The sequence below is a fragment of the Allobosea sp. P4_H5 genome (genome assembly GCF_056400825.1).
In genome coordinates this window covers 347,037-371,414 of the sequence record NZ_JBFUKM010000004.1, presented here as the reverse complement: position 1 = coordinate 371,414, position 24,378 = coordinate 347,037, and the positions used below count along the sequence as shown (strand labels likewise).

Here is a 24,378-nt window from a genome sequence, read left to right as displayed (position 1 = left end):
TTCCGTTCCAACGGCGATTGACTCGGGGATGCAGCGCGCCGACACCGCTGCTCGCGTCCTGCGCGAACCCGGCCTTCCTGCCGCGCTCTGCTTCCATCTCCTGTTCGGTCTCCTCCTCGCCATCCGAGCGATCAGCAGCTTCACGCCGCCGATCGAGACGAGCGTCGAGGTCGAGCTGGTCGCGCCGGAGGCGCTGACGCCTCCCGTCCCGGCCCAGGCGCCCGCTCCTCCTACAGCCGAGGTCCCGTCACCTCCGCAGCCAGCTCCCACCACCACCCCGCCTGAGAGGCCCGCCACCCCGCCCGTTCCACCGCCGGCCGAACCGCCAGCGATGATCACGGCCCGAACGCTGCATTCCGAAAGCGTGCTGGCGAATCCGCGCAGTCGCGGGGCGCGGGAGGCGCTGAAGACGCTCGAGGCGAGCGAGCGCGTCGAGCAGCTCTGCAATCTCGAGGCGATGAGTCAGATCCATGCCTGGAAAGCGGAATTCGAGCCCGACCGCGTCGTCGCCTACGCCATGGCTAGCACGAAGCTGACGAAGAGCGCCCTGGAGGCAGAGGGCGCCGCCTTCCGCAGCCGCAAGCAATGGTATGGCCTGCACTTCCGCTGCGAGATGGCAGCGAACGGCAAGGTCGCCGGCTTCCAGTTCCGCGTCGGCGAGGCGATCCCGCGCAGCGAATGGGCGGCACACGACCTGCCGCCCGAGCATTAGCGGCCTCAGGCCGGCTTGCCGCAATACGCTTCCAGCCGATAACCGTCTGGATCGACGACGAAGGCTGCGTAGTAATCGGGGCCGTAGGACTCGCGCAGGCCCGGCTTGCCATTATCGGTGCCGCCGGCCGCCAGCGCCGCCGCATGGAAGGCGTCGACGCTCTGGCGCGTCGGTGCGACGAAGCAGAAATGCAGGTTGGAGTCGCGGTCCGGTGGCACCGGCGCCGAGACCGCGCCGATCCAGAGCCCGACACCGTCCTTGCCATAGCCGAGCGAGCTTTCGTCAGCACTGAGACAGCCATAGCCGAGCGCACCCAGCGCCGCGTCGTAGAAGCGTTTCGTACGAGGAAGCTCGCGAACGCCGATGGAGATGTGATCGAACATGATGGTCGTCCTCCTTGTCGCCAGGCCCTGATGCACGTCACCCGGCCAGCGTCGATGGCGCTGCTGTCATGATCGGGCTCCGTCTGGACCAAGTTGGTGTCCAGCTAGACCCGGAGCCTCGGGCCTCGCTTGGGAAAAACTGCTAAACTTACGAACCATGACAGCGACCGCTCATCTCCTGGCGTCGGGCCCCGGCTGGCGGGTCAGCGACATCGTCTGCACGGCCGGCCCGGACGACCGCGCCTTCGAGGAAGCGCACCCGCAGCACTGCATCGCCATCGTCCGCAGCGGCTCGTTCCGCTATCGCTCGACACAGGGCAGCGCTGTGCTGGCGCCGGGCTCGCTACTGCTCGGCAATCGCGGCGCCTGCTTCGAATGCGGCCATGAGCATGCGGCCGGCGACCGCTGTCTCGCCTTCCAGTTCGAACCGGCCTGGCTCGAAGGCATCGTCGCGGCCGTGCCGGGCGCCCGGCAAATCGGTTTCGCACAGGCGCATCTACCGGCCCTCGCGCCGCTCGCCGGTGTCGTCGCCGAAGCGGAAATCGCCTTGGACGAGCCCGGGAGGCTGGAGGAAACCGCGCTGCGCCTCGCCGGCGCGGTGGCGAGCGTGCTGTCAGGGGCAAAGCCCGGGATCGAGACGCCGAGCGCTCGCGACCAACGCCGGATCACGCGGGCGCTGCGCCATATCGAGGCGCATTGCGAAGACGCTCTCTCGATCGATGAACTGGCGCGGCAGGCGGCGATGAGCCCCTATCATTTCCTGCGCACCTTCCGGGCGCTGATCGGGATGACGCCGCATCAATATGTGCTGCGCACCCGCCTGCACAGGGCGGCCTTGCTGCTGCGCCGGACGAAGCTGCCGGTCGCGGGCATCGCCTTCGATTGCGGCTTCGGCGACCTCTCGACCTTCAATCGCCGCTTCAAGCGGGTGATGGGCGAGAGCCCGGGCAACTATCGCGGCGAGTAAGCGGCGCTCAGCGCTTTGCCCAGCGGTGATAGGTCAAAGCGAGGGCGATGCAATGCGCCAGCGGCTCGGCCGGCGGCTCGCGCTCGACAGCGAAGATCAGCGCCCGGTTACCGTCGTAGCTGAACTGCTCGGAGTAATGGCGCCGATACGTCTCGATCAGGCTGGTCTGGCAGTGGACATAGAGCGCGTAGTGGGTCGACGAGCCTTTCAGTGCGTCGATCCGCACAGTCGTCCCGGTCCTCGGCCGCCTGGGCAGCCAGGCAGGCTCGCCCCATTTCAGCGTCTCCATGAGCGGCCCTATGTCGGGATTTCCGGCGGCGGCCTCGAGGATCATCTGGCGCAGGCGCAGCATGGGCAGCCGAAGTGGCTCCGGCAGCGATCGAAACCTCGCTTCGACGGCCGCGTCGGTAAATGGCGCAAATGTCACGAGCCGCTCCTGCCACCGGCAGGTGCGGCGCCCGATCAGCGCCCCGCACCCGCCTTCGCACCGAAGATCATGCAGGTCTCCGTCCCGTGCGCCAGCAATTTGCCTTGCGCGTCGATCAGCTTGCCCTCGCTGGTCGCGACCGAACCGCCACGATGGATCAGCTTGCCCTCGCAGCGCACCGGGCCGCTGGCGGGCATGACCGGGCGGACATAGTTCAGTTTCATCTCCAGCGTGGTGTAGCCCTCGCCGACCCGCAGCGTCGAGTGCACGGCGCAGGCCATGGCGGAATCGAGGATCGTCGCGATCCAGCCGCCGTGGATCGTTCCCAGCGGGTTGAAGAAGCGCGGCGAGGGCGTGCCGACGAAGACCGCCCTGCCCTCCTCGACCTCGACGAGGTCGAAATCCATGGTGTCGGCGAAAGGTGGGCCGGGATGGCGTCCCTCGACGATCCCGCGCAGGAAGGATGTGCCGTCCTCCGCCAGCAGGACATCACGGCTGACGACACCGACCTGGCGGGACATGACTGCGCTCCATCTCTATCGTGTAGATGCACGATAGAGATGGAATTGGATGGCGGTCAAGCCAGCCGGTGTGGGGTCAGCCGACTTCCCTCGCGGCCCGTCTAATCGTCCTGAGACTGTCGCGCGTCTCGCTCCAGCGCTCTTGGCCGAGCCCGCCCTCGATCTTGTCCTGCGCCGCGCGCCAATAAGGGATCGCCGCCTCGATCGCGGCGCGGCCCTTCTCGGTCACGGCATAGGTCAGCGCCCTGCCCTTGCAGTCGACCGGTTCGATCAGCTTCTCGGCAGCGAGGAGCTGGAGGTTGCGGGTCAGCGACGTCCGCTCCAGCGCAAAGCGGTCGGCAAGCTCGGTGACCGAGCGCCAGGCGCCGGTCGAGAGGGCCGAGAGCAGCACGAACTGGGTGATCTTCAGGCCGCTCGGACGCATTGCCTCGTCATAGGCGCGGGTCACGGCCCGTGCGGTCATGCGCACATGCAACACCACGCAGGAGCGGGCGATGTCGTCGAGATGGAGATCGGGCACTGGCGTCGTCATCTCGCCACGATAGCCGGTTTAAGGTCCCACCGCAGCAGCGCAGATGGCGGCCGGTCGTCGCGTTCACCTTTTGCGCAGCGCTTTCCTTGACTCCGGCAGACCCCGCGCCTATCTCCGCGACGTCGGTTAGCACTCATTTGGTGAGACTGCTAACAGACCCCTTTCACGGGCCAAACTCGAGCCCGTCCAGAATAAGACCGAGAGGAAGACAGAACCATGAAGTTCCGTCCGCTGCATGACCGCGTTGTGGTCCGTCGCCTTGATGGCGAAGAGAAGACCAAGGGTGGCATCATCATCCCCGATACCGCCAAGGAAAAGCCCCAGGAGGGCGAGGTCGTCGCCGTCGGCGCTGGTGCCCGCGACGACGCCGGCAAGCTGGTTGCGCTCGATGTCAAGAAGGGCGATCGCGTCCTCTTCGGCAAGTGGAGTGGCACCGAGGTCAAGATCGACGGCCAGGATCTCCTGATCATGAAGGAATCCGACATCATGGGCATCGTCGGCTGAGCAGCCAGACGCCCACCCGTCCGTAGAGTTCAATCAGGAGTAGTCTCATGGCTGCCAAAGAAGTTCGCTTTTCCACCGACGCCCGCGACAAGATGCTGCGCGGCGTGGACATCCTCGCCAATGCCGTAAAGGTCACGCTGGGTCCGAAGGGCCGCAACGTCGTGATCGAGAAGTCGTTCGGCGCCCCGCGCATCACCAAGGACGGCGTCACCGTCGCCAAGGAGATCGAGCTCGCCGACAAGTTCGAGAACATGGGCGCTCAGATGGTCCGCGAAGTCGCTTCGCGCCAAAACGACCATGCCGGCGACGGCACCACCACCGCCACCGTGCTCGCCCAGGCGATCGTCCGTGAGGGCGCCAAGTCGGTTGCGGCCGGCATGAACCCGATGGACCTGAAGCGCGGCATCGACCTGGCCGTCGAGGCCATCGTCGCCGACCTCAAGAAGAACTCCAAGAAGGTCACCTCGAACGCGGAAGTCGCGCAGGTCGGCACCATCTCGGCGAACGGCGACGAGTCGGTCGGCAAGATGATCTCGACCGCCATGCAGAAGGTCGGCAACGAGGGTGTCATCACCGTCGAGGAAGCCAAGACCGCCGAGACCGAGCTCGACGTCGTCGAGGGCATGCAGTTCGACCGTGGCTATCTCTCGCCCTACTTCATCACCAACGCCGAGAAGATGGTCGCCGAGCTCGAGGACCCCTACATCCTCATCTTCGAGAAGAAGCTGTCGTCGCTCCAGGCGATGCTGCCGATCCTCGAGGCCGTCGTGCAGACCGGCAAGCCGCTCCTGATCATCGCCGAGGACGTCGAGGGCGAGGCTCTCGCCACGCTCGTCGTCAACAAGCTCCGTGGCGGCCTGAAGGTCGCGGCCGTCAAGGCTCCGGGCTTCGGTGACCGCCGCAAGGCCATGCTCGAGGACATCTCGATCCTGACCGCCGGTCAGATGATCTCGGAAGACCTCGGCATCAAGCTCGAGACCGTGACGCTCAACATGCTCGGCCGCGCCAAGAAGGTGCGCATCGAGAAGGAGAACACCACGATCATCGACGGCGCCGGCAAGAAGAAGGACATTGAGGGCCGCGTTGCGCAGATCAAGGCGCAGATCGAGGAGACCACCTCGGACTACGACCGTGAGAAGCTCCAGGAGCGTCTGGCCAAGCTCGCCGGCGGCGTCGCGGTCATCCGCGTCGGTGGCGCGACCGAGGTCGAGGTCAAGGAGAAGAAGGACCGCGTCGACGATGCCCTGAACGCCACCCGCGCTGCGGTGGAAGAAGGCATCCTGCCGGGCGGCGGCGTCGCCCTCCTGCGTGCGCTGTCCTCGGTCAAGGGCATCAAGACCCAGAACGACGACCAGAAGACCGGCGTCGAGATCGTCCGCAAGGCGATCGCTGCTCCGGCTCGCCAGATCGTCGACAACGCCGGCGGTGACGGCGCGGTCGTGATCGGCAAGCTGCTGGAGTCGAAGGACTACGCCTGGGGCTACAACGCCCAGACCGGCGAGTATGGCGACCTGGTCAAGGCCGGCATCATCGACCCGACCAAGGTCGTGCGCACGGCGATCCAGGACGCGGCTTCGATCGCCGGCCTGCTGATCACCACCGAGGCGATGATCGCCGAGGCGCCGAAGAAGGACGCCCCGATGCCCCCGATGGGCGGCGGCGGCATGGGCGGCATGGACTTCTGAGGAAGTCCAGACGCCCAAGACCTTGAGTGCCGAAACCGGGCAAGCCCGGTTTCGGTGGCGGCATGGACTTCTGATAAGAAGCCCAGCCCTCGCCTTTTGCGAGAACCATGGAGGCCCGGCGCAAGCCGGGCCTTTCTCGTTTGCCGGCGCGTCGCGCAAACGACATCGCCTCGTAATCACGTTGACGCCGCCTGCTGATCGGATGGGTTTCCTTCGGAGACCTAGTCATGATCACCCGCCGCCTGTTCCTTGCCGGCTCCGCTTCGAGCCTCGCACTACCTGCCCTCGCCCAGCAGGACTGGCGGCAGGCGATCAAGGAAGTGCGTTTCGGCGTATCCTCGGCCGAGAACGAGGCGGCGGCGGTCGCACGCAACCAGCCCGTGGTCGACTATCTTGCGCAGAAGCTCGGCGTGCCGGTGAAGCTCTACCGGGTCAGCGACTATGCCGGACTGGTCGAGGCGATGCGCGCCGATCAGCTCGAATTCGCCCGCTTCGGGCCGGCGGTCTATTCGCTCGGCCGGCGCGTGCTCGGCGACAAGCTGCAGCCGCTGTTCCGCGATGTCGATAACAACGGCCAGGAAGGCTACTACTCGGTCGTGGTCGTGCGTGCCGACAGCCCCTATCGGACGATCGCCGACCTCAAGGGCAAGAGCTTCGCCTTCGCCGATCCGAACTCGACCTCGGGCTTTGCCTTCCCCGCCTATTTCCTGCGCAAGCAGAGTTTCGATCCGCAGGCGCATTTCGGCGGCACGGTCTTCTCCGGCGGCCACGATAATTCGGTTCTGGCGCTGGTGCGCGGCCAGTTCGACGGCGTCGCGACCTATCAGGTCAACGAAAACTCCGGCGTCGTGCAGCGGCTGGCGCTGCGCGGCATGATCCCTGCCGATGCGACGCGGGTGATCTGGACTTCCCCGCTCATCCCGGCGAGCCCGTTCTCGACACGGGCGAACCTGCCCCCTGCTCTCAAGGATGCGTTCGTCGCAGCCATGATGACGATGAAGGACGAGGCCCCGGAGGTGTTCAGGGCCTTCACTGACGGGCAAGTGTCGCGCTATGCGCCGGCGAAGCACGAGGACTATCTCGACGTCATCGCCGTAACGGATGAACTGGAAGCGCGGCGCAAGCAGAAGCCGGGCGGCTGAACCCCGGTTCGGCAACGAGCCGCTTTGCACAGCTACGAGCGCCCGCAGGCTTGCGTCGACTTTGGTTGTAGGTCCTAGATCGCGACTGGTGCGGCATCCTGCCGCGCTCATGCTTTCGGGGGTCCTTTTCATGAACAACCCTGCCCTGGGCGATGCCGCCAAACTGGTCGGCCGCATCCTGCTCGCCCTGATGTTCGTGCTCGCCGGCTGGTCCAAGATCAGCGGCTATGCCGGTACGCAAGGCTACATGGCCTCGGCCGGCGTGCCCGGTATCCTGCTGCCGCTCGTCATCATCGTCGAGTTGCTCGGCGGCCTGATGATCGTCATCGGCTTCAAGACCCGCCTCGTCGCCCTTGTCCTGTGCGCCTTCACCCTCGCCGCCACAGTGCTGTTCCACATGAACTGGGCGCAGCCGATGCAGCAGCTCCTGTTCATGAAGAACCTGTCGGTCGCCGGCGGCTTCCTCGTGCTGTTCGCGGCCGGCGCAGGCGCCTATTCGGTCGACAGGGAGTGAGGCCCATCACAAAACGCTGAAAAAGCGCGGCCCGGTCTTGAGCCGGGCCTTTTTTGTGCGCAGGGCTGATCTACAACGCTTTCTCCTAAGCAGTGCGTCTCCCGCGCTGATTCCCCGACAAGGACGATGCCATGCGCCTGTTGAGTTTCGCCGTCGCCGCGCTTGCCGTGATCGCGCTCGTGGTCGGCCAGCAAAGCGGCAGCCACGGCATCCTCGGCCTCGGCGCCGTCGGCCTGCTGCTGGCATTCGCCACCTTCCGGGCAACCGAGATCAGCACCTTCCTGAAGATCTTCTCGGTCATCTTCGCGGTGGAATACGTGGCGACCGGTGCCGGCGCGGTGCTGGCGCAAACCGGGCTCTGGCCGGCCAGCTGGCAGGCGATCGCACCGCCGGCGAGCCTGCCGACGACGATCGCCGTCTTCGGCATCCTCGTCTACGGGATCTCGTTCATCCCGGCGATCCGGCGCATCGCCCGGCTGGCTTCGCCCTATTTCGAGGCGCCGGAAGCGACCACGGCACAGCTCTGGCCCGTGAAGCCCTTCTCGATCGGCACGGGCCGGCTCGGCATCGCGCTGCTGGTCTTCCTCGTGGTGCTCAACCAGATCCAGGTCGGCATCTCGCTGCGCCTCTCCTTCTTCAATCGCGATTTCTACAATGCGATCCAGGAGAAGGACGCGGCGACCTTCTGGTACCAGCTGATCTACGTCTTCAGCGTCTGGGCGGCGATCTTCGTCATCTCCAACCTGATCGAGATGGTTGCCAACTACACGCTCCTGATCCGCTGGCGCCGCTGGATGGCGGAGAGCTTCAGTGCGGCCTGGCTGCGCAACGCCAATCACTACCGGGTCTCGCTCGCCCACACCGCCGACAACCCCGACCAGCGTATCGCCGAAGACACGCGCGCCTTCGTCAACCAGACCTACAGCTTCGCCCTGCCACTGCTGACGCAGGTGTCGACGCTGGTCTCGTTCTCGATCATCCTCTGGTCGATCCCGGTCGCCAGCGTCGTGCCAGGGACCGAGATCAGCATTCCCGGCTTCATCTTCTGGATGGCGCTGATCTATTCGGTCGCCGCGACCTGGATCGCCCATCTCATCGGCCGGCCGATGATCGGCCTGGAGTTCGAGCAGGAGAAGCGCGAGGCGAATTTCCGCTACTCGCTGGCCCGGCTGCGCGAATATTCCGAACAGATCGCCCTAATGCGCGGCGAGACCTCCGAGCAACGCCACCTCACCGAACGTTTCGGTGACATCGTCCAGAACTTTTACCGGCTGGTCTGGGCGCGGGTGCGGCTGACGACCTTCACCCTGTCCTTCGCGCAGGCCAATGTCGTCGTGCCCTACATCCTGCTCGCGCCACATTATTTCTCGGGCAAGATCACGCTCGGCATCATGACCCAGGTCGCCTCGGCCTTCGACCGGGTGCAGACGGCGATGTCGTTCTTCATCGACCGCTACCAGTCGATCGCCTCCTATGTCGCCTCGATCAACCGTCTCACCACCTTCGAGGCTGCGATCGCCCAGGCGGAAGCGCAGGGAGCCGGCGGCGCAGACGCCGGGATCGACATCGCGCAGAAGACCGGCAAGGACACGACGATCGAGACGCTGTCGCTCACCCTGCCAAACAGCAAGCAGATCGTGAACGCGTCCGATCTGACCCTGCCGGCCGGGCATTCGACGCTGGTCGTCGGCCCCTCCGGCTCCGGCAAGTCGACCCTGTTCCGGGCGCTCGCCGGCATCTGGCCGTTCGGCAAGGGCAAGGTCACGACGCCCGCCGGCCAGAACATGCTGCTATTGCCGCAGCGGCCCTACCTGCCGCAAGGCTCCCTGCGGGCAGTGCTGTCCTATCCGGCCGAGCCCAACGCCTTCAGCGATGCCGACATCCAGGCGGCAATGGAGAAGGTCAAGCTCGGCCATCTCGCCGAGCGGCTCGACGAGGTCGACCTCTGGGGCCAGCGCCTCTCCGGCGGCGAGCAGCAGCGGCTGGCGGTCGCCCGCGCACTGCTCGCCAAGCCCGACTGGCTCTTCCTCGACGAGGCGACCGCCTCGCTCGACGAGACGCTCGAGAACGAGATCTATGCGATGATCCGGCGCGAACTGCCGCAGACCAGCATCGTCTCGATCGGCCACCGCTCGACACTGCGCGCTTTGCATGACGGGCTGGTCGCGATGGAGAAGAACGCCGACGGCACCTTCAGCCCGAAGGCGAAGGTCATGGCAGAGGCGAAGTGATCAATTAGAGGGACAGGCAACACCCAACCGTCATTCCGGGGCAGGCCGAAGGCCTGAGCCCGGAATCAAGAACTGATGCCCTGCTCGGAGAAAGCTATCCACTCTCGCGCTTTTGCCACAACCGGCATCGGTTCTGGGTTCCGGGTTCGCCGCTGCGCGGCGCCCCGGAATGACGCCGGAGCGCTGCCTCAGATCCCGCGGTCGAAGCGGATCTCGCCGGCACCCGTCTTGAGGACGAGGCGGCCCTCGACCATGTCCCATTGTTTGGCGGTGCGCAGCGCCATCAGATAGCTGCGCTCGAAATCCGCGGCGCTCTTGTCGCAGGCCGCCTTGGTCACCGCGATCGGGCCGACGGCGAAGGCCTGCTGCCGCAGCGGATAGGCCGAGGCCGAAAAAGTGTTGCAGCCGGCAAAGCCGGTGCCGCGCAGATTGGAGTCGACCTTCAGCGTCGCCCGGAAGCCGTTGATCGGCTTGCCGTTCATCTGGATCGCTGTCCAGGAGGCGTCGAGCGGGAAGTTCTTCTCCTGTTTCGGCGGCGGAGCCTCCCCTCCCGGCTGCTCACTACGAGACGGCATCTGCTGGCGACGCTGGGCGAGCGCATCGCTCACCAGCACCGGCGACAGGGAGAGAACGAGGGCGGCCAGGAGGCCAAGGCGCGACTGCGTATTCAACTGGTCCAGACCCCGATTGGAAAGAGCGACAGCTCGTAGGAGAACCCGATACTTTCCACTGCACCGATCGTGGTGGCGAGCGCAAGTCTCGATCGCACCGCTTTTGGTACGACTTGCACCGAAATCGCCTCGCCCGGCTGAATTACCCGGACATTGCGTCGGGAATCCGGCGGGTCAGATCCGCGCCAGCAGCCGCTCGATCAGCGGGTTGGAGCGGCGGAAGACATAATCGAGCGCCCGTACGGTGATGTCGTCGGCGCCGGCCTTGCTCAGTTCCTCGACCAGCGGGAACACCGCCTTGCGCGGGCAGTGCAAGGTGACGACGCCGTCGCCGCCGGCCGTGCCGAAGGGCAGGCGCGCGCCGAACCGGTGCGCGATCTCGCCGAGCCGCTGCGGCGAGACGGCGTTGAGCACGGCGCGGACCTCGCGCAGCGAGCGCGCCTCCTCCTCCGCCGCGATGCGCGACAGGATGGCGCCCGCCGCTTCCCGCGCCTGCTTGCCCCAGGGTGCGCGCACGGACGCCACGAGATTGGCCTCCGAGGCCAGGATCACGCCGTCGTCCAGCACCTTCAACGCGTTCGCAGAGAGCGTCGCGCCGGTGGTGGTAATGTCGACGACGATCTCGGCGGTGCCGGCCGCCGGGGCGCCCTCGGTCGCGCCGAGGCTCTCGACGATACGGTAGTCAGCGAGGCCGTGGCCGGCGAAGAAGCGGCGGGTGAGGTTCACATATTTGGTGGCGACGCGCAGCTTGCGGCCGGTGCGGGCACGCATGGTCGCGGCGACGTCGTCGAGATCGGCCATGGTGCGCACATCGATCCAGGCCTGCGGCACGGCGACGACGACATTGGCCTGGCCGAAGCCGAGCGGCGCCAGCAGCACCATGCTGGCATCGGCATCGGCGACCTGCTCGCGCACCAGATCCTCGCCGGTGATGCCGAGATGGGCGGCGCCGGAAGAGAGCTGCGCGACGATCTCGGAGGCCGAGAGATAAGCGACCTCGGCCCCGCCGAGCCCGGCGATCTGGCCGCGATATTCGCGCTGGCCGCGTGCCTGCACGAAGGAGAGGCCGGCACGGCCGAAGAAGGCGGTGGCGTTCTCCTGCAGCCTGCCCTTGGAGGGAACGGCGAGGACCAAAGGCGCGTCGTTGATCGGGTCTTGCGTCATTATCTCCGCCCCGCTCATGCCTTGCCTCCCGCGAGACGATCGAGCCAGAGCGAGGCGCCGACGGCCGGCACCGGCGCAGGCGCACCGAGACGCTGGAGCACGCCATCATAGCGGCCGCCGCCAGCAATCGGCTTCAAATCCGGCCGGGCCGGGTCGTGCAATTCGAAGATGAAGCCGGTGTAGTAATCGAGATTGCGGGCGAAGCCGGCCGAGAACGAGATGCTGGCGACATCGACACCGCGCGCGGCGAGGAAGCCGGTGCGCTCGTCGAAAGCGTCGAGCGCGGCCGACAGATCGAGTCCAGCCTCGCCGGCGAGTTTGCGCAGGGCGGCGGAGGCGCCGTCCGGATCGCCGCCGATCGCCAGCGCATGCGCGATAACGCCGCTCGCCTCGCCATTGACCGGGTTGTCGCGCTCGGCCGCCCGCGCCAGGAAGCGCTCGGCAATGTCGCCAGCCGAGCGGCCACCGACGGTCGAGATGCCCGCAATCGAGAGCACGTCCTGGACGAAAGCGCGCGCGGCCTTGGGATCCTGCCCTTCCAGCGCCTTGAGCAAGCCGGCATGAGCGTGCTCGACCTCGTTTACCGGCGGCTCGAGCGCGGCGACGGCGTCGGCGCCCTTGCCCTGCGCGACGGAGCGCATCAGCCGGCGACGGGCAGCTTGCGGCACGCCGAGCCGATCGAGCAGCGCGGTGAGCAATGCGACATCGCCCATCAGCAGGCGCGGTCGGGCCAGGCCGAGCGCGGCGGCGGACTCGACCGTGAGCGCCATGATCTCGGCATCGGCAGCAGCAAAGTCGGTGCGGCCGAAGGATTCGAGGCCGGCCTGGGCGAATTCGCTTGGCTCGTTCGCGCCACGCATGCGGAAGACCGGGCCGGCATAGGCGTAGGAGGCCGGCTCGCTGGCATGGGCAGCGATATGGGCCAGCGCGACAGGGATGGTGTATTCGGGCCGCAGGCACCATTCGCGCCCGTCATCGTCCTGCGTCAGGAAGATGCGGCGGCGGATATCCTCGCCGGAGAGGTCGAGGAAGGGTTCGACGGGCTGCAGGATCGCCGGCTCGGCGCGCCGATAGCCCTCGCGCTCGAACGGCGCGATCACGGTCTCGAGCTTTGAGCGCATGGCCGGCACTTTACAAAAACCCTGTTGCGGCGTCGTCCTAGCAGGGACGCCCGCGATTTTCGACGGTTTTTAGGGAATTGGGTGAACGGGAATCAGGCGTAGCGCCCCAGGACCCGCTTCACCCCCTCGACCAGCTCACCCGCCGGCACGGAAAACTGCGCCTGCGCCTGCCGCTCCTTGTGCTCGGCCGAGTCCTTCAAATCGCGACCGGCAGCGGCGAGTTCGGCGCCGAGGATCAGGTCCTTGATCACCACCGTGCCGGCTTCGCGCTCGGACGAGCCCTGGATCACCGCACAGACCGCACCGCGCCGGTCGGCATATTTCATCTGGGCGTTGAAGCCGGACGAGCCGAGATAGAGGTCGGCCCGGCAGAGCGGTTTGCCATCCTGGACCGTCGCCTGCCGGAGCTGCGCCACGAAAGCCTGATAGGCCGGCATGAACTCCGGCGATTTGTTGTCCATCGCCGTGACGACGACGAGCGGCAATTCGTTCTTCTGGTCGACGATCGGCGATTTCACTGCCTTCAGCGCCGAATAGAGTCGGGAGACGCCGATCGAGAAGCCCGTCGCCGGCACGGGCTCCGGCCGGAAGCGACCGACGAGCCCGTCATAGCGCCCGCCGCCCGCGACCGAGCCGAAGCGCACGACCTGCCCGTCCTCATTGGTGACCGGGAAGGTCAGCTCCACCTCGTAGACCGGGCCGGTATAGTATTCGAGGCCGCGGACGATCGAGGGGTCGATGATGACGCGGCCGAGATAACCCGCCGCGGTGACCAGTTCCCTGATCTGTTCGAGCTCCTCGATCCCGGCCACGCCGTTCTCGGCGCCCTCGACCAGCTTGCGCAGTTCCGCAACCGCCTCGGCAGACAGCTCGGCGGACTTGGCGCTGTCGGAGGCCGTCGACTTGCCGAGATCGGCGAGTCGCTGGCCGACGGCGAGATAGCGGAGAATCGTCTCGGCCTGCGCCTCGGACAAGCCCGCGCCCTTGGTGAAGTCACCACTCTCGTCCTTGCGCCCGTCACGGAGCAGCTTGCGGATTTCGTCGAGCGGGAACTTGTCGGCCTTGTCGATCGCACGCAGCACCGTCAGGCGCGTGCCCTGCTCGATACCGGCAGCGTCCATCACGCCGTCGAGCACCTTGCGGTTGTTGACCTTGACGACATAGTCGCCGCGCTTGATGCCGAGCTTCTCCATCGTGTCGGCGGCGAGCATGCAGATCTCGGCATCGCCAGCGACCGTGCCGCTGCCTACGATATCGGCATCGAACTGCATGAACTGGCGGAAGCGCCCCGGGCCCGGCTTCTCGTTGCGGAAGACATAGCCGACGCGATAGCTGCGATAGGGCTTCGGCAGCGCGTCGAAATTCTCGGCGACATAGCGGGCGAGCGGCGCGGTCAGGTCGTAGCGCAGCGACAGCCACTGCTCGTCATCGTCCTGGAAGGAGAAGACGCCCTCGTTCGGCCGGTCCTGGTCCGGCAGGAACTTGCCGAGCGCGTCGGTGTACTCGACGAAAGGCGTCTCGACGGGATCGAAGCCATAAAGCGAGAAGCTCTCGCGGATCACGGCGAGCATGCGCTCGGTGGCGGCGACATCGGCCGGGCCGCGATCGACGAAACCGCGCGGCTGGCGGGCCTTCAGCTTGGCAGGGGCGGACTTGTCGGCGGACATGGGTACGTATCTCGGATGCTGGAAGCGCTGGAAATCGTTGGACAGCGGGTTAGCCCGCTGAGCTGCCAGGGGCAAGCACGGCGGCGCAATCCGGCTCGGCGTGGACGGCTAAAGCGCCAATCCTTCATCCCAATACGGCGTCGCCCCGTAAAGCTCGGCGAGATAGTCGACGAAGGCACGCACCTTGTGCTCCATGTGCCGGCGGCTCGGATAGACCGCGTAGACGGCGACGCGCTTGCCGACCGAATAGGCCGGCAGCACCCGCGCCAGGGCGCCTGATTTCAGCTCCGGCCCGACATCCCAGGTCGAGCGCAGGGCGATGCCGACGCCGGCCAGCAGAGCCTCGCGCACGACTTCGCTGGAATTGGTCCGCAGCTGGCCGTTGATCTTGACCGTCACCTGGCCTTCCGGCCCATCGAGACGCCATTGGTCGGCATTATGGGCAATGAGGGTATGGCGCGAGAGGTCCTCGATCGTTCCGGGCGTGCCGTGGGCGGAGAGATAGCCCGGCGTCGCGCACAGCACGCGGTGGTTCGGCGCCAGCCGCTTCGCCACCAGGCTGGAATCGCGCAGGTCGGCGATCCGGATCGCGACGTCGAAGCCATCCGCGACGATGTCGACGAAGGCGTCGCTGAGGATCAGCTCGACATTCACCGCCGGATTGCCATCGAGGAAGGGCTTGAGATGCGGTGCGACATGCATCCGCCCGAACGAGGTCGGCGCCGAGACGCGAAGGGTGCCGCGGGCTTGCCCTGCGCCGCTGGCGACCCAGGCCTCCGCCTCCTCGATCGAGCCGAGGATCGAGACGACGCGCTCATAGAAGCCCTGGCCGGCCTCGGTCAGCGAGAGTTGCCGGGTGGTGCGTTGGAGCAGGCGCACGCCGAGACGATCCTCCAGGCGACGTATGCGCTTGGAGATGACGGCCGGCGAGAGGTTGAGTTCGCGCGCGGCGGCGGACATGCTCTTGGCGGTGACGACATGGGCGAAGACGTCGAGGTCGCCGAACCGGTCCATGCGTCCCCAACCTTTTCTGTTTTGGAAATAATCATGCACGTTACTCCCGCTGCGTCCCGTGTGGAAGTATTCTAGAGTCGTGCCGAGGCGCCCTGCCCCATCCTGCGAGGCGCGGCCCTCGGCCGCCCAGCGTGACGGGTACTGGCGAGGGACGGAGGACGGAGTTTCATGAGTGCGATCGCCTTTCCGGTGCCCGATGCCGGCATCCTCGCCCGCCGCGACGCCATCCTCGCCGGCCTCGCCGGCTTGGTCGCGCCGGATGCGCTGATCACCTCCGAGGACGAGCGGCGCCCCTACGAGACCGACGCGCTGACCGCCTATCGCCGCATGCCGCTCGCGGTCGTGCTGCCATCGACCACGCGGGAGGTCGCTGCGGTGCTGTGCTATTGCTCTGAAGCTGGCGTTCCGGTGGTGCCGCGCGGCGCCGGCACCTCGCTCGCCGGCGGCGCGATCCCGCAGGAGGATGCCGTGGTGATCGGCGTCTCCAAGATGAACCGGATCCTGGAGATCGACTATGCCAACCGGGTGGCGAAGGTGCAGGCCGGCGTCACCAACCTCGCCGTCACCGGCGCCGTCTCGGCCGACGGCTTCTTCTACGCCCCCGATCCGTCCTCACAGCTCGCCTGCTCGATCGGCGGCAATATCGGGATGAACTCGGGTGGCGCCCATTGCCTGAAATACGGCGTCACCACCAATAATGTACTGGGGGTCACGCTGGTCATGTTGGATGGCAGCATCGTCGAGATCGGCGGCGCCCATCTCGACGCCCCCGGCTACGACCTGCTCGGCTTGATCGTCGGCTCCGAGGGCCAGCTCGGCATCGTCACCGAGGCGACGGTCCGCATCCTGCGCCAGGCCGAAGGCGCGCGCCCTGTGCTGTTCGGCTTCCCGACCAGCGTCGAGGCTGGCGCGGCGGTGGCCGCCATCATCGGCGCCGGCATCATCCCGGTGGCGATGGAGTTCATGGACAAGCCGGCGATCGAGATCTGCGAGGCCTTCGCCCATGCCGGCTATCCGATGGATTGCGGCGCGCTGCTGATCATCGAGGTCGAGGGCTCGGAAGCGGAGATGGACGCCCAGCTCGCCCGCATCGTCGCGATCGCCAGGGAGCACGGCGTCGGCACGGTCAAGGAGAGCAAGTCGGCGATGGAGACGGCGGCGATCTGGAAGGGCCGCAAATCCGCCTTCGGCGCGACCGGCCGCATCGCCGACTATATCTGCATGGACGGCACGATCCCGACCGGGCAATTGCCCTTCGTGCTCGAGCGCATGGACGAGATCATCAAGGGCTATGGCCTGCGCGTCGCCAATGTCTTCCATGCCGGCGACGGCAATCTCCACCCGCTGATCCTCTACAACTGCAACGACCCGGTCGAGGCGCAGAAGGCCGAGGACGCCGGCAACGACATCCTCAGGCTCTGCGTCGAGGTCGGCGGCTGCCTGACCGGCGAGCACGGCGTCGGCATCGAGAAGCGCGACCTGATGACAGTGCAGTTCAATGAGGTCGATCTGCACCAGCAGCAGCGGGTCAGGGCGGTGTTCGATCCGCGCTGGCTGATGAACCCGGCGAAAGTGTTCCCCCTCGAAGGGCGGATCGCAGCGTGATCTCTGTCATTCCGGGACGCAGCGCAGCAGCGGGCCCGGAACCCAGAACCGATGGTGGAGATATGAGAGGCTCGACGCTGCAGCGCTCAATTTGTTCAATGGCATCGGTTCTGGATTCCGGGCTCTTCGCTGCGCGAAGCCCCGGAAAGACGGCGGAGGATGGCCTTGCCGTTCCCCGTTTATCTGCTGGCGAGCGGGCAGCATGGAACGCTCTATCTCGGCGTAACGCGAGACCTCGCTCGCCGCGTGCACGAGCACAAGAGCAAGATCCTCCCTGGCTTCTCGCGGAGATACGGCGTCGACCAGTTGGTCTGGTACGAGGAATATCCAACCGCAGTGGAGGCCATCGAGCGCGAAAAGGACATGAAGAAGTGGCGTCGCGACTGGAAGGTCAGATTGATCGAGGAGCAGAACCCGCTTTGGGCCGATCTTTATCCATTGCTGGCGCGATGGACCTCGTCCGTCTTTCCGGGGCTTCGCGAAGCGAAGAGCCCGGAACCCAGAACCGATGGCGGATATCGGCAAGGCTCAACCATCCCGGAGACCTTTTGATCCGCGGCATCGGTTCTGGGTTCCGGGCTCGGGCCTTCGGCCCGCCCCGGACAGACGGCGGAGGCCTTTGATGCTCCACACTCCCACCACAGAGGCGCAAGCCTGCGCCGTCGTTGCCTCGATCGTCGAGGCGCGCGTTCCGCTCGCCATCCGCGGCGGCGGCACCCGCGCCGGCCTCGGCCGGCCGGACAACGCCGTCAGCACGATCTCCAGCGCCGAGCTCACCGGCATCACCCTGTACGAGCCCTCCGAGATGGTGATCGGCGCAAAAGCCGGCACGCCGCTGAAGCTGATCGAGGAGACGCTGGCAAGCCGCGGCCAGATGCTGCCCTTCGAGCCGATGGACCACCGCGCTTTGTTCGGCACGGAAGGCGAGCCGACGATCGGCGCGATCGCGGCCGGCAACATCTCCGGCCCACGGCGGATCAATGCTGGGGCCGCTCGCGACTCCCTAATCGGTATCAAGCTGATCAACGGCCGCGGCGAGCTGGTGAAATCCGGTGGGCGGGTGATGAAGAACGTCACCGGCCTCGACCTGGTCAAGCTCGTCTCCGGCAGCTTCGGCACGCTCGGCTTCCTGACCGAAGTCACCTTCCGCGTGCTGCCGCGGCCGGAGCGCGTGGTGACGCTGATCTGGGAGGACCTCGGCGACGAGGCGGCGGTGGCGCTGCTCTCGGGCGCGCTCGGCTCCCCCTTCGACCCCATGGCCGCAGCGCATCTGCCGGCCGGGCTCGGCGCGGAGCACGCACGCACCCTGCTCAGGCTGGAGAATTTTTCAGCTTCGATCAGCTATCGCGCCGCCGAGCTTGCGCGCCTGCTCAAAGGCTACGGCCGGCCCCAACTGATCGAGGGCCGCGCCTCGGACGCGCTCTGGCGTGAGGTGCGCGACGCCGCCTTCTTCGCCGGCACGCTGGAGGCCGTCTGGCGGCTTTCGCTCGCACCGACCAACGGGCCAAAAGCGACCGCCGCGATCGCGCGCATGGTACCCGGCGCGCGCTGGTTCTACGATTGGGGCGGCGGCCTGGTCTGGCTCGCCGTGCCGGCCGACGGCGATGCCGGAGCGGCAGCGATCCGCACCGCTCTGAAGCCGCTCGGCGGCCATGCGACGCTGGTGCGAGCGCCCGATGCGGTGCGGGCGGCGGTTCCCGTCTTCGAGCCGCTCTCCGAACCGCTGATGCGGGTGACGGCGGGCATCAAGAAGAGCTTCGATCCGGAGGGCGTGTTCGAGCCCGGCCGGATGTATGCGGGGGTGTGAGATGGCGTATCGTCACTATGGCGGCCGCAACCTGTCCTCTCCCCCCTTGTGGGGGAGAGTTAGAGAGGGGGGTATGCCGCGCTCGACCGCTGACCAGCCTTCCTCTCACCGGAAAGCCCCCTCGATGCCCCCCTCCCAACCCTCCCCCACAAGGGGGGAGGGCTTGGCGTCGCGTATCCGAGCCTGACCGATGCAGACCAATTTCACGCCCGAGCTTCTCGCCTCCGACCCGCGTCTTCCGGCCTCCGAGAAGATTCTGCGGACCTGCGTGCATTGCGGGTTCTGCACCGCGACCTGCCCGACCTATCTCCTGCTCGGCGACGAGCTCGATTCTCCGCGCGGGCGCATCTACCAGATCAAGGACATGCTGGAGAGCGGCAAGCCGGCGACGCCGGACGTGGTCAAGCATGTCGACCGCTGCCTCTCCTGCCTCTCCTGCATGACGACCTGCCCCTCGGGCGTGCACTACATGCACCTGGTCGACCATGCCCGCGCCCATATCGAGGAGACCTATGAGCGGCCCGTCGCCGACCGGACGCTGCGGGCGATCCTGTCGGCGATCCTGCCCTATCCCGGACGCTTCCGCCTCGCCATGCTGGCGGCGCGGCTTGGCAAGCCGTTGGCCGGAGCGCTCGGGGCCCTGCCCGTCATCGGCGCGCGGCTGAAGGCGATGCTGGCGCTGGCGCCCTGGAGCCTGCCCGACCGCTCGACGATGGAGGGGCCGGCATCGTTTCCGGCAGAAGGAGAGCGGCGCAGGCGCGTTGCCATCCTGTCAGGTTGCGCCCAGCCGGTGCTCGATCCCGGCATCAACGAGGCAACGATCCGCCTGCTCACCCGCCACGGTGTCGAGGTGGTGCTGCCCAAGGGCGAGGGCTGCTGCGGCGCGCTCGTCCACCATATGGGCCGCGAGCATGATGCGCTCGCCTTCGCCCGCGCCAATATCGACGCCTGGATGGCCGAGATCGAGGGCGAAGGGCTGGATGCGATCCTGATCACGGCGTCCGGCTGCGGCACGACAATCAAGGATTACGGCTTCATGTTCCGCGACGACGCGGCCTATGCGGAGAAGGCGGCGAAGGTCGCGGGCCTCGCCAAGGACGTGACCGAGTTCGTCGAGACGCTGGAGATCGCGCCGGTCCGGAGTTTCGATCTCATCGTCGCCTATCACTCGGCCTGCTCGATGCAGCACGGCCAGCAGCTCAAGGACGGGCCGAAGCGCCTGCTGGCGCGCGCCGGCTTCCGGGTGAAGGAGGTGCCGGAGGGCCATATCTGCTGCGGCTCGGCCGGCGTCTACAACATCCTCCAGCCGGAGATCGCCGGGCAGTTGCGCGAGCGCAAGGTCGGCAACATCCAGCGCACCAAGCCCGACCTCGTCGCCACCGGCAATATCGGCTGCATCACCCAGATCGCGAAGGGGTTTGCCGATCGCGGCGCGACGACGCCGATCCTGCACACCGCCGAACTGCTCGACTGGGCAACCGGTGGACCCTTGCCGGAGAAGCTGGCCAAGGCTGGAATCGGGGAGGCTATTCCGGCTGGCGTCGTCGCGGCCGAATGACCGGACCGCGCCTGCTGCAGAGGCGAGCACACCGTCTTTCCGGGGCAGGCCGCAGGCCTGAGCCCGGAACCCAGAGCCGATGCCATCTCCGGAAAAGCGCGTCGACCGCAGCGCCGGAATCACGATCGGCATCGGTTCTGGGTTCCGGGCTCGCCGCTTCGCGGCGCCCCGGAATGACGCATGGCTGCCCGATCGCACCGGCAATTGTCAGGACGGGCCAGATCGCCGATCCTCCGGCGCCATCAGGGAGGATCGCCATGACATTCGGCTTCATCGAGGGTTTTCGCGTCGAGGTGCTCGACCCGCGCTTCCATCGGATCGTGCCCGGCTCGGCCCGGATGGAGCGGCTATGGACCGGGGCGCGCTGGTCGGAAGGCCCGGCCTGGTTCCCGGCGCACCAGACGCTGGTCTGGTCCGATATCCCCAACAACCGGATGCTGCGCTACGACGCCCTCACCGGCGAGGTCGGCACCTTCCGCCAGCCGGCGCGCAACTCGAACGGCAATACCGTCGACCGCCAGGGCCGGCTCGTGACCTGCGAGCATGGCGGGCGGCAGGTGACGCGCACCGAGCATGACGGCTCGATCACCGTGCTGGCGAGCCATTATCAAGGCAAGCGGCTTAATTCGCCGAACGACGTGGTGGTGAAGTCGGACGGCTCGATCTGGTTCACAGATCCCGATTACGGCATCCTCACCGACTATGAAGGCGACAAGGCGCAGAGCGAGATCGGCCGCTGCAATGTCTATCGCATCGATCCGCAGAGCGGCGAGATCGCCATCGTCGCCGATGATTTCGTCAAGCCGAACGGCCTCGCCTTCTCGCCCGACGAAAGCGCGCTCTACATCGCCGACACCGGTGCGAGCCATGATCCGGAGAATGGGCCGCGCCATATCCGCAAGGTCGCGGTGACCGGCGAAGGCAAGACGCTCGGCGCCTCCTCGGTCTTCGCGACCTGCACGGCCGGGCTGTTCGACGGCTTCCGCTTCGACGTCGAAGGCCGGCTCTGGAGCAGCGCCGCCGACGGCGTCCATGTCTACGCCCCCGACGGCACGCTGATCGGCAAGGTGCTGGTGCCGGAGGTGGTCGCCAATCTCTGCTTCGGCGGCCCCAAGCGGAACCGGCTGTTCATCTGCGGGACCACATCGCTCTATTCGCTGATGACCCACACCAACGGTGTGGGCTGAGCGCCGACGAGGGCCATAGTCGCCCAACCGAAGGTTCCAGATGGCACGGCTTTTGCCGAGATACCGCACCACTCCTCACACCGGTGCGCGCAATGCTCAAACGCTTGGCGGGGTCCGCCCTCATCGCCTTTTTCCTGACCAGTCCCGCGTTGGCCCAGACGGTCGTCCGCTACGGAATCTCGATGGCGGACATACCGTTGACCTCCGGCCAGCCCGATCGCGGTGCGGGCGCCTATAAATTCACGGGCTATACGCTCTACGATCCGCTGGTCGCCTGGGAGATGAATATCGGCGACCGGCCGGGCAAGCTGGTTCCAGGGCTCGCCACGGGCTGGAAGGTCGATCCTGCCGATCCGATGAAATGGCTGTTCACGCTGCGCGAGGGCGTGAAATTCCATGACGGCAGCGCCTTCGACGCCGACGCCGTCGTCTGGAATCTCGACAAGGTGCTCGACGAGAAGGCGGCGCATTACGATCGGCGCCAGGCGGCGCAAGTCAAGCCGCGCCTGCCCTCGATCGCGAGCTGGCGCAAGGTCGACGCCAAGACGGTCGAGATCACCACCAAGACGGTCGACTCCTTCTTTCCCTACCAGATGCTCTGGTTCCTGGTGTCGAGCCCGGCGCAATACGAGAAGCTCGGCCGGGACTGGGACAAGTTCGCTCGCGAGCCCTCCGGCACAGGCCCGTTCAAGCTGACCCGGCTGGTGCCGCGCGAACTCGCCGAGCTCAGCAAGAACGCGGATTACTGGAACAAGGACCGGCTGGCCAAGGTCGACAAGCTGGTGCTCGTCCCGATGCCGGAGGTGCTGGCGCGGACCAATGCTCTGATCGCGGGCCAGGTCGACCTGATCGAGACGCCGGCTCCCGACACCGTGCCGCAGCTGAAGCGGGCCGGCATGCGCATCGTCGAGAACGTCACACCGCATGTCTGGAACTATCATCTCAGCGTGCTTCCCGGCTCGCCCTGGACCGATATTCGGCTGCGCAAGGCGATGAACCTGGCGATCGACCGCAACGGCGTGGTGGCGCTGATGAACGGCCTCGCCAAGCCTGCCGTCGGCCAGGTCGATCCGGCGAGCCCGTGGTTCGGAAAGCCGGGCTTCGAGATCAAGTACGATCCGGAAGCAGCCAAGAAGTTGCTGGCGGAAGCTGGTTACTCGCCCGCCAAACCGCTGAAGGCGACCTTCGTGATCGCACAGGGCGGCACCGGCCAGATGCTGTCGCTGCCAATGAACGAGTTCATCCAGCAGAACCTGAAGGAGGTCGGCATCGAGATCGACTTCAAGGTGGTCGAGCTCGAACTTTTGTACACCCACTGGCGTAAGGGCGCGAAGGACGAGATCAACGCGGGCATCAGCTCCAACAACATCGCCTATGTCACCTCCGATCCGCTCTATGCGATCATCCGGTTCTTCCACTCGAACCAGGCAGCACCGGTCGGCGTGAACTGGAGTGGCTATGCGAGTCCCATGGTCGACGGGCTGCTCGACGAGGCGATGAAGACCTTCGACGTCGCCCGGCAGGACGCGTTGCTGGCCAGGGCGCATGCGCAGATCGTCGACGACGCGGTTCTAGTCTGGGTCGTGCACGACACCAACCCGCATGTGCTCTCGCCGAAGATCAAACAGTTCGTGCTGGCCCAGCACTGGTTCCAGGACCTGACCACGATCAGCCTGGACTGACCCCTACCCCGGAGCCGGCCTTGGCAGGCTCCGGGCCGCTGCTATGGCGCAGGAGGCTTCTCCGGCTGCACCCAGCCGACGAGGAAGGGCATCAGTAGCCCGAGCAGCATGAAGCGCGTCAGGTGGTGCGCGCCGACATAGAGCGGGTCGAGCCCCATGGCAAAGGCGAGCATCGCCATCGCCTCGAGCCCGCCCGGCGCGAAGGCGGCCATGGCGCTGGCATAGGGCACGCCGGCGAGCCAGGCCGCCGGCCAGGCGAAGGCGAAAGCCACCGCCATCGAGACGACGAAGCCGCCGATCGCGAGGGGGAAGAGCGCCGCGATCTCGCCCCGCTTCAGGTTGGAGACGCGCCCGCCCATGGCGGCGCCGAGCATGATCATCACCGCAATCGCGATCTCCGGCGGCATGGTGCCGTGGACGAGGCCGGTGCCGTGCAGAACGGCGCTCGCCAGCGTCGCGCCGAGGATGAAGGGCGCGGTAACGCCGATGCGCTCGAAGATCAGCCCGGTGACCAACCCGCTGCCGAGCAGCAGCGCCATGTCGCCGACGCTCGCGATCGCGACCGGAGGCGGGAGGGAGAGTGGGGTGCCGCCGCTGCTCAGCTTCATGATGCTGGGCAGCACCGCGACCAGGACGAGGATGCGGAAGAGCTGGATCGCGGCGATGCGGCCGATATTGGCCCCCTTGTCCTGCGCCACCGAGATCACGGCTGAGAGCGCGCCGGGCGCGGCGGCGAGAAGCGAATCGATCCAGCTCCAGCGCGCGACGAAGCGCAGATAGGCGCCGGTCGCCAGCATGATGGCGAGGAGGCCGACCACGAGGACCAGCAGCGAGCCGGGATAGCGCGCCGTCGCGGCGAGCGCCTCGGGCGTCGCGGCCGAGCCGATCAGCGCGCCGGACATCACCATGGTCGAATCGAACCAGGGGCGGCGAAGGTCCGGCAGCGGCCGGGTGATGCCGAAGATCGAGACCACCAGCATCGAGCCCGAGAGCCAGGCCGCCGGAACCCCCAGCAAGGTAAAAAGCGTACCGCCGACCGCCGCGCAGGCGATCACCGCCGCTTCACGCGACAAGGTGCGCAGATGGTAGGGGACGTAGCTCGGGACAGGCATGACGCTCGCGATGCGCCGTCAGGACGCATCGGGCATCAATGAAGGCGGCTGACGCTCAGGTCAAACGCCCCTGGCGCAAGCGGGGCATGACGGTCTGGTCTACTGCCTCGGAAGCCCTCCCCCCGCTTGCGGTGGGGAGGGTTGGGTGGGGGGCAGTACCGCTCGGCACTGG

The 24,378-nt window shown here is 66.8% G+C and carries 22 protein-coding genes and 1 pseudogene; 13 read left to right on the top strand and 10 right to left on the bottom strand.

Going from position 1 to position 24,378, the window contains the following annotated elements; translation table 11 throughout:
* Positions 1-28: 28 nt before the first annotated feature.
* Positions 29-712 carry a DUF930 domain-containing protein gene (locus AC1DS0_RS10895; RefSeq protein ID WP_476814357.1) on the top strand — a complete coding sequence of 228 codons (684 nt, stop codon included), beginning with the start codon at positions 29-31 and terminating at the stop codon, positions 710-712.
* A 5-nt stretch (positions 713-717) separates the two neighbouring features.
* Here AC1DS0_RS10895 and AC1DS0_RS10890 read toward each other — a convergent pair whose 3' ends face one another.
* Positions 718-1,095, bottom strand: coding sequence for a VOC family protein (locus AC1DS0_RS10890; RefSeq protein ID WP_476814356.1), 378 nt, complete (start codon positions 1,093-1,095; stop codon positions 718-720).
* Positions 1,096-1,252: 157 nt separating this feature from the next.
* Between AC1DS0_RS10890 and AC1DS0_RS10885 the strand changes: the two genes are divergently transcribed.
* Positions 1,253-2,062 carry a helix-turn-helix domain-containing protein gene (locus AC1DS0_RS10885; protein WP_476814355.1) on the top strand — a complete coding sequence of 270 codons (810 nt, stop codon included), beginning with the start codon at positions 1,253-1,255 and terminating at the stop codon, positions 2,060-2,062.
* Between the two features lie 7 nt (positions 2,063-2,069).
* Here the strand turns inward: AC1DS0_RS10885 and AC1DS0_RS10880 are convergent, their stop codons facing one another.
* From AC1DS0_RS10880 to AC1DS0_RS10870, 3 genes are all read right to left on the bottom strand, one after another.
* On the bottom strand, positions 2,070-2,414 hold the full coding sequence (locus tag AC1DS0_RS10880) for a DUF1801 domain-containing protein (RefSeq protein WP_476814354.1): 345 nt from the start codon (positions 2,412-2,414) through the stop codon (positions 2,070-2,072).
* A gap of 110 nt (positions 2,415-2,524) precedes the next feature.
* Entirely contained in the window at positions 2,525-3,010 is a 486-nt protein-coding gene (locus AC1DS0_RS10875) for a PaaI family thioesterase (protein WP_476814353.1), read from the bottom strand.
* Between the two features lie 76 nt (positions 3,011-3,086).
* A complete protein-coding gene (locus AC1DS0_RS10870; protein WP_476814352.1) occupies positions 3,087-3,542 on the bottom strand; it encodes a MarR family winged helix-turn-helix transcriptional regulator in 456 nt (151 codons plus the stop codon).
* A 216-nt stretch (positions 3,543-3,758) separates the two neighbouring features.
* On the opposite strand from AC1DS0_RS10870, the gene groES reads away from it, so the two are divergent.
* The 5 genes from groES (at position 3,759) to AC1DS0_RS10845 (ending at position 9,618) form a co-directional block, all read left to right on the top strand.
* Positions 3,759-4,046, top strand: coding sequence for a co-chaperone GroES (groES, locus tag AC1DS0_RS10865; protein ID WP_137883337.1), 288 nt, complete (start codon positions 3,759-3,761; stop codon positions 4,044-4,046).
* A gap of 47 nt (positions 4,047-4,093) precedes the next feature.
* Complete coding sequence (groL, locus tag AC1DS0_RS10860) at positions 4,094-5,731, top strand: chaperonin GroEL (RefSeq protein WP_152017160.1); 1,638 nt, start codon at positions 4,094-4,096, stop codon at positions 5,729-5,731.
* A gap of 227 nt (positions 5,732-5,958) precedes the next feature.
* Positions 5,959-6,873, top strand: coding sequence for a phosphate/phosphite/phosphonate ABC transporter substrate-binding protein (phnD, locus tag AC1DS0_RS10855; protein WP_476814351.1), 915 nt, complete (start codon positions 5,959-5,961; stop codon positions 6,871-6,873).
* Positions 6,874-7,003: 130 nt separating this feature from the next.
* Positions 7,004-7,387, top strand: coding sequence for a DoxX family protein (locus AC1DS0_RS10850; protein WP_476814350.1), 384 nt, complete (start codon positions 7,004-7,006; stop codon positions 7,385-7,387).
* Between the two features lie 131 nt (positions 7,388-7,518).
* On the top strand, positions 7,519-9,618 hold the full coding sequence (locus AC1DS0_RS10845) for an ABC transporter ATP-binding protein/permease (RefSeq protein WP_476814349.1): 2,100 nt from the start codon (positions 7,519-7,521) through the stop codon (positions 9,616-9,618).
* A 188-nt stretch (positions 9,619-9,806) separates the two neighbouring features.
* Here the strand turns inward: AC1DS0_RS10845 and AC1DS0_RS10840 are convergent, their stop codons facing one another.
* The 5 genes from AC1DS0_RS10840 to AC1DS0_RS10820 form a co-directional block, all read right to left on the bottom strand.
* Positions 9,807-10,289 carry an META domain-containing protein gene (locus AC1DS0_RS10840; RefSeq protein ID WP_476814348.1) on the bottom strand — a complete coding sequence of 161 codons (483 nt, stop codon included), beginning with the start codon at positions 10,287-10,289 and terminating at the stop codon, positions 9,807-9,809.
* Positions 10,290-10,463: 174 nt separating this feature from the next.
* Positions 10,464-11,471 (bottom strand): ATP phosphoribosyltransferase, encoded by a 1,008-nt coding sequence (hisG, locus tag AC1DS0_RS10835; RefSeq protein WP_476814347.1) that lies wholly within the window; start codon positions 11,469-11,471, stop codon positions 10,464-10,466.
* Complete coding sequence (locus tag AC1DS0_RS10830) at positions 11,468-12,574, bottom strand: ATP phosphoribosyltransferase regulatory subunit (RefSeq protein WP_476814346.1); 1,107 nt, start codon at positions 12,572-12,574, stop codon at positions 11,468-11,470. Before AC1DS0_RS10830 ends, hisG begins: the two co-directional genes overlap by 4 nt.
* Positions 12,575-12,666: 92 nt before the next feature.
* The gene (hisS, locus tag AC1DS0_RS10825) at positions 12,667-14,241 is read right to left on the bottom strand and encodes a histidine--tRNA ligase (protein ID WP_476814345.1); all 1,575 of its coding nucleotides are present in this window, start codon (positions 14,239-14,241) and stop codon (positions 12,667-12,669) included.
* Positions 14,242-14,349: 108 nt separating this feature from the next.
* Positions 14,350-15,255, bottom strand: coding sequence for a LysR family transcriptional regulator (locus AC1DS0_RS10820; RefSeq protein WP_476814344.1), 906 nt, complete (start codon positions 15,253-15,255; stop codon positions 14,350-14,352).
* 168 nt (positions 15,256-15,423) lie between these two features.
* Between AC1DS0_RS10820 and AC1DS0_RS10815 the strand changes: the two genes are divergently transcribed.
* The 6 genes and pseudogenes from AC1DS0_RS10815 (at position 15,424) to AC1DS0_RS10790 (ending at position 23,094) form a co-directional block, all read left to right on the top strand.
* Complete coding sequence (locus AC1DS0_RS10815) at positions 15,424-16,860, top strand: FAD-binding oxidoreductase (RefSeq protein WP_476814343.1); 1,437 nt, start codon at positions 15,424-15,426, stop codon at positions 16,858-16,860.
* Between the two features lie 165 nt (positions 16,861-17,025).
* Positions 17,026-17,298: pseudogene (locus AC1DS0_RS10810) on the top strand (GIY-YIG nuclease family protein); the annotation flags it as partial.
* A 181-nt stretch (positions 17,299-17,479) separates the two neighbouring features.
* Entirely contained in the window at positions 17,480-18,667 is a 1,188-nt protein-coding gene (locus AC1DS0_RS10805) for an FAD-binding protein (RefSeq protein ID WP_476814342.1), read from the top strand.
* 190 nt (positions 18,668-18,857) lie between these two features.
* Positions 18,858-20,225, top strand: a complete 1,368-nt coding sequence (gene glcF / locus AC1DS0_RS10800) for a glycolate oxidase subunit GlcF (protein WP_476814341.1) — start codon at positions 18,858-18,860, stop codon at positions 20,223-20,225.
* 257 nt (positions 20,226-20,482) lie between these two features.
* Positions 20,483-21,412: an SMP-30/gluconolactonase/LRE family protein gene (locus tag AC1DS0_RS10795; RefSeq protein ID WP_476814340.1), complete on the top strand. Its 930-nt coding sequence runs from the start codon at positions 20,483-20,485 to the stop codon at positions 21,410-21,412.
* 92 nt (positions 21,413-21,504) lie between these two features.
* Positions 21,505-23,094 (top strand): ABC transporter substrate-binding protein, encoded by a 1,590-nt coding sequence (locus tag AC1DS0_RS10790; protein WP_476814339.1) that lies wholly within the window; start codon positions 21,505-21,507, stop codon positions 23,092-23,094.
* Positions 23,095-23,135: 41 nt separating this feature from the next.
* Here AC1DS0_RS10790 and AC1DS0_RS10785 read toward each other — a convergent pair whose 3' ends face one another.
* A complete protein-coding gene (locus tag AC1DS0_RS10785; protein ID WP_476814338.1) occupies positions 23,136-24,206 on the bottom strand; it encodes an AbrB family transcriptional regulator in 1,071 nt (356 codons plus the stop codon).
* Positions 24,207-24,378 lie beyond the last annotated feature (172 nt).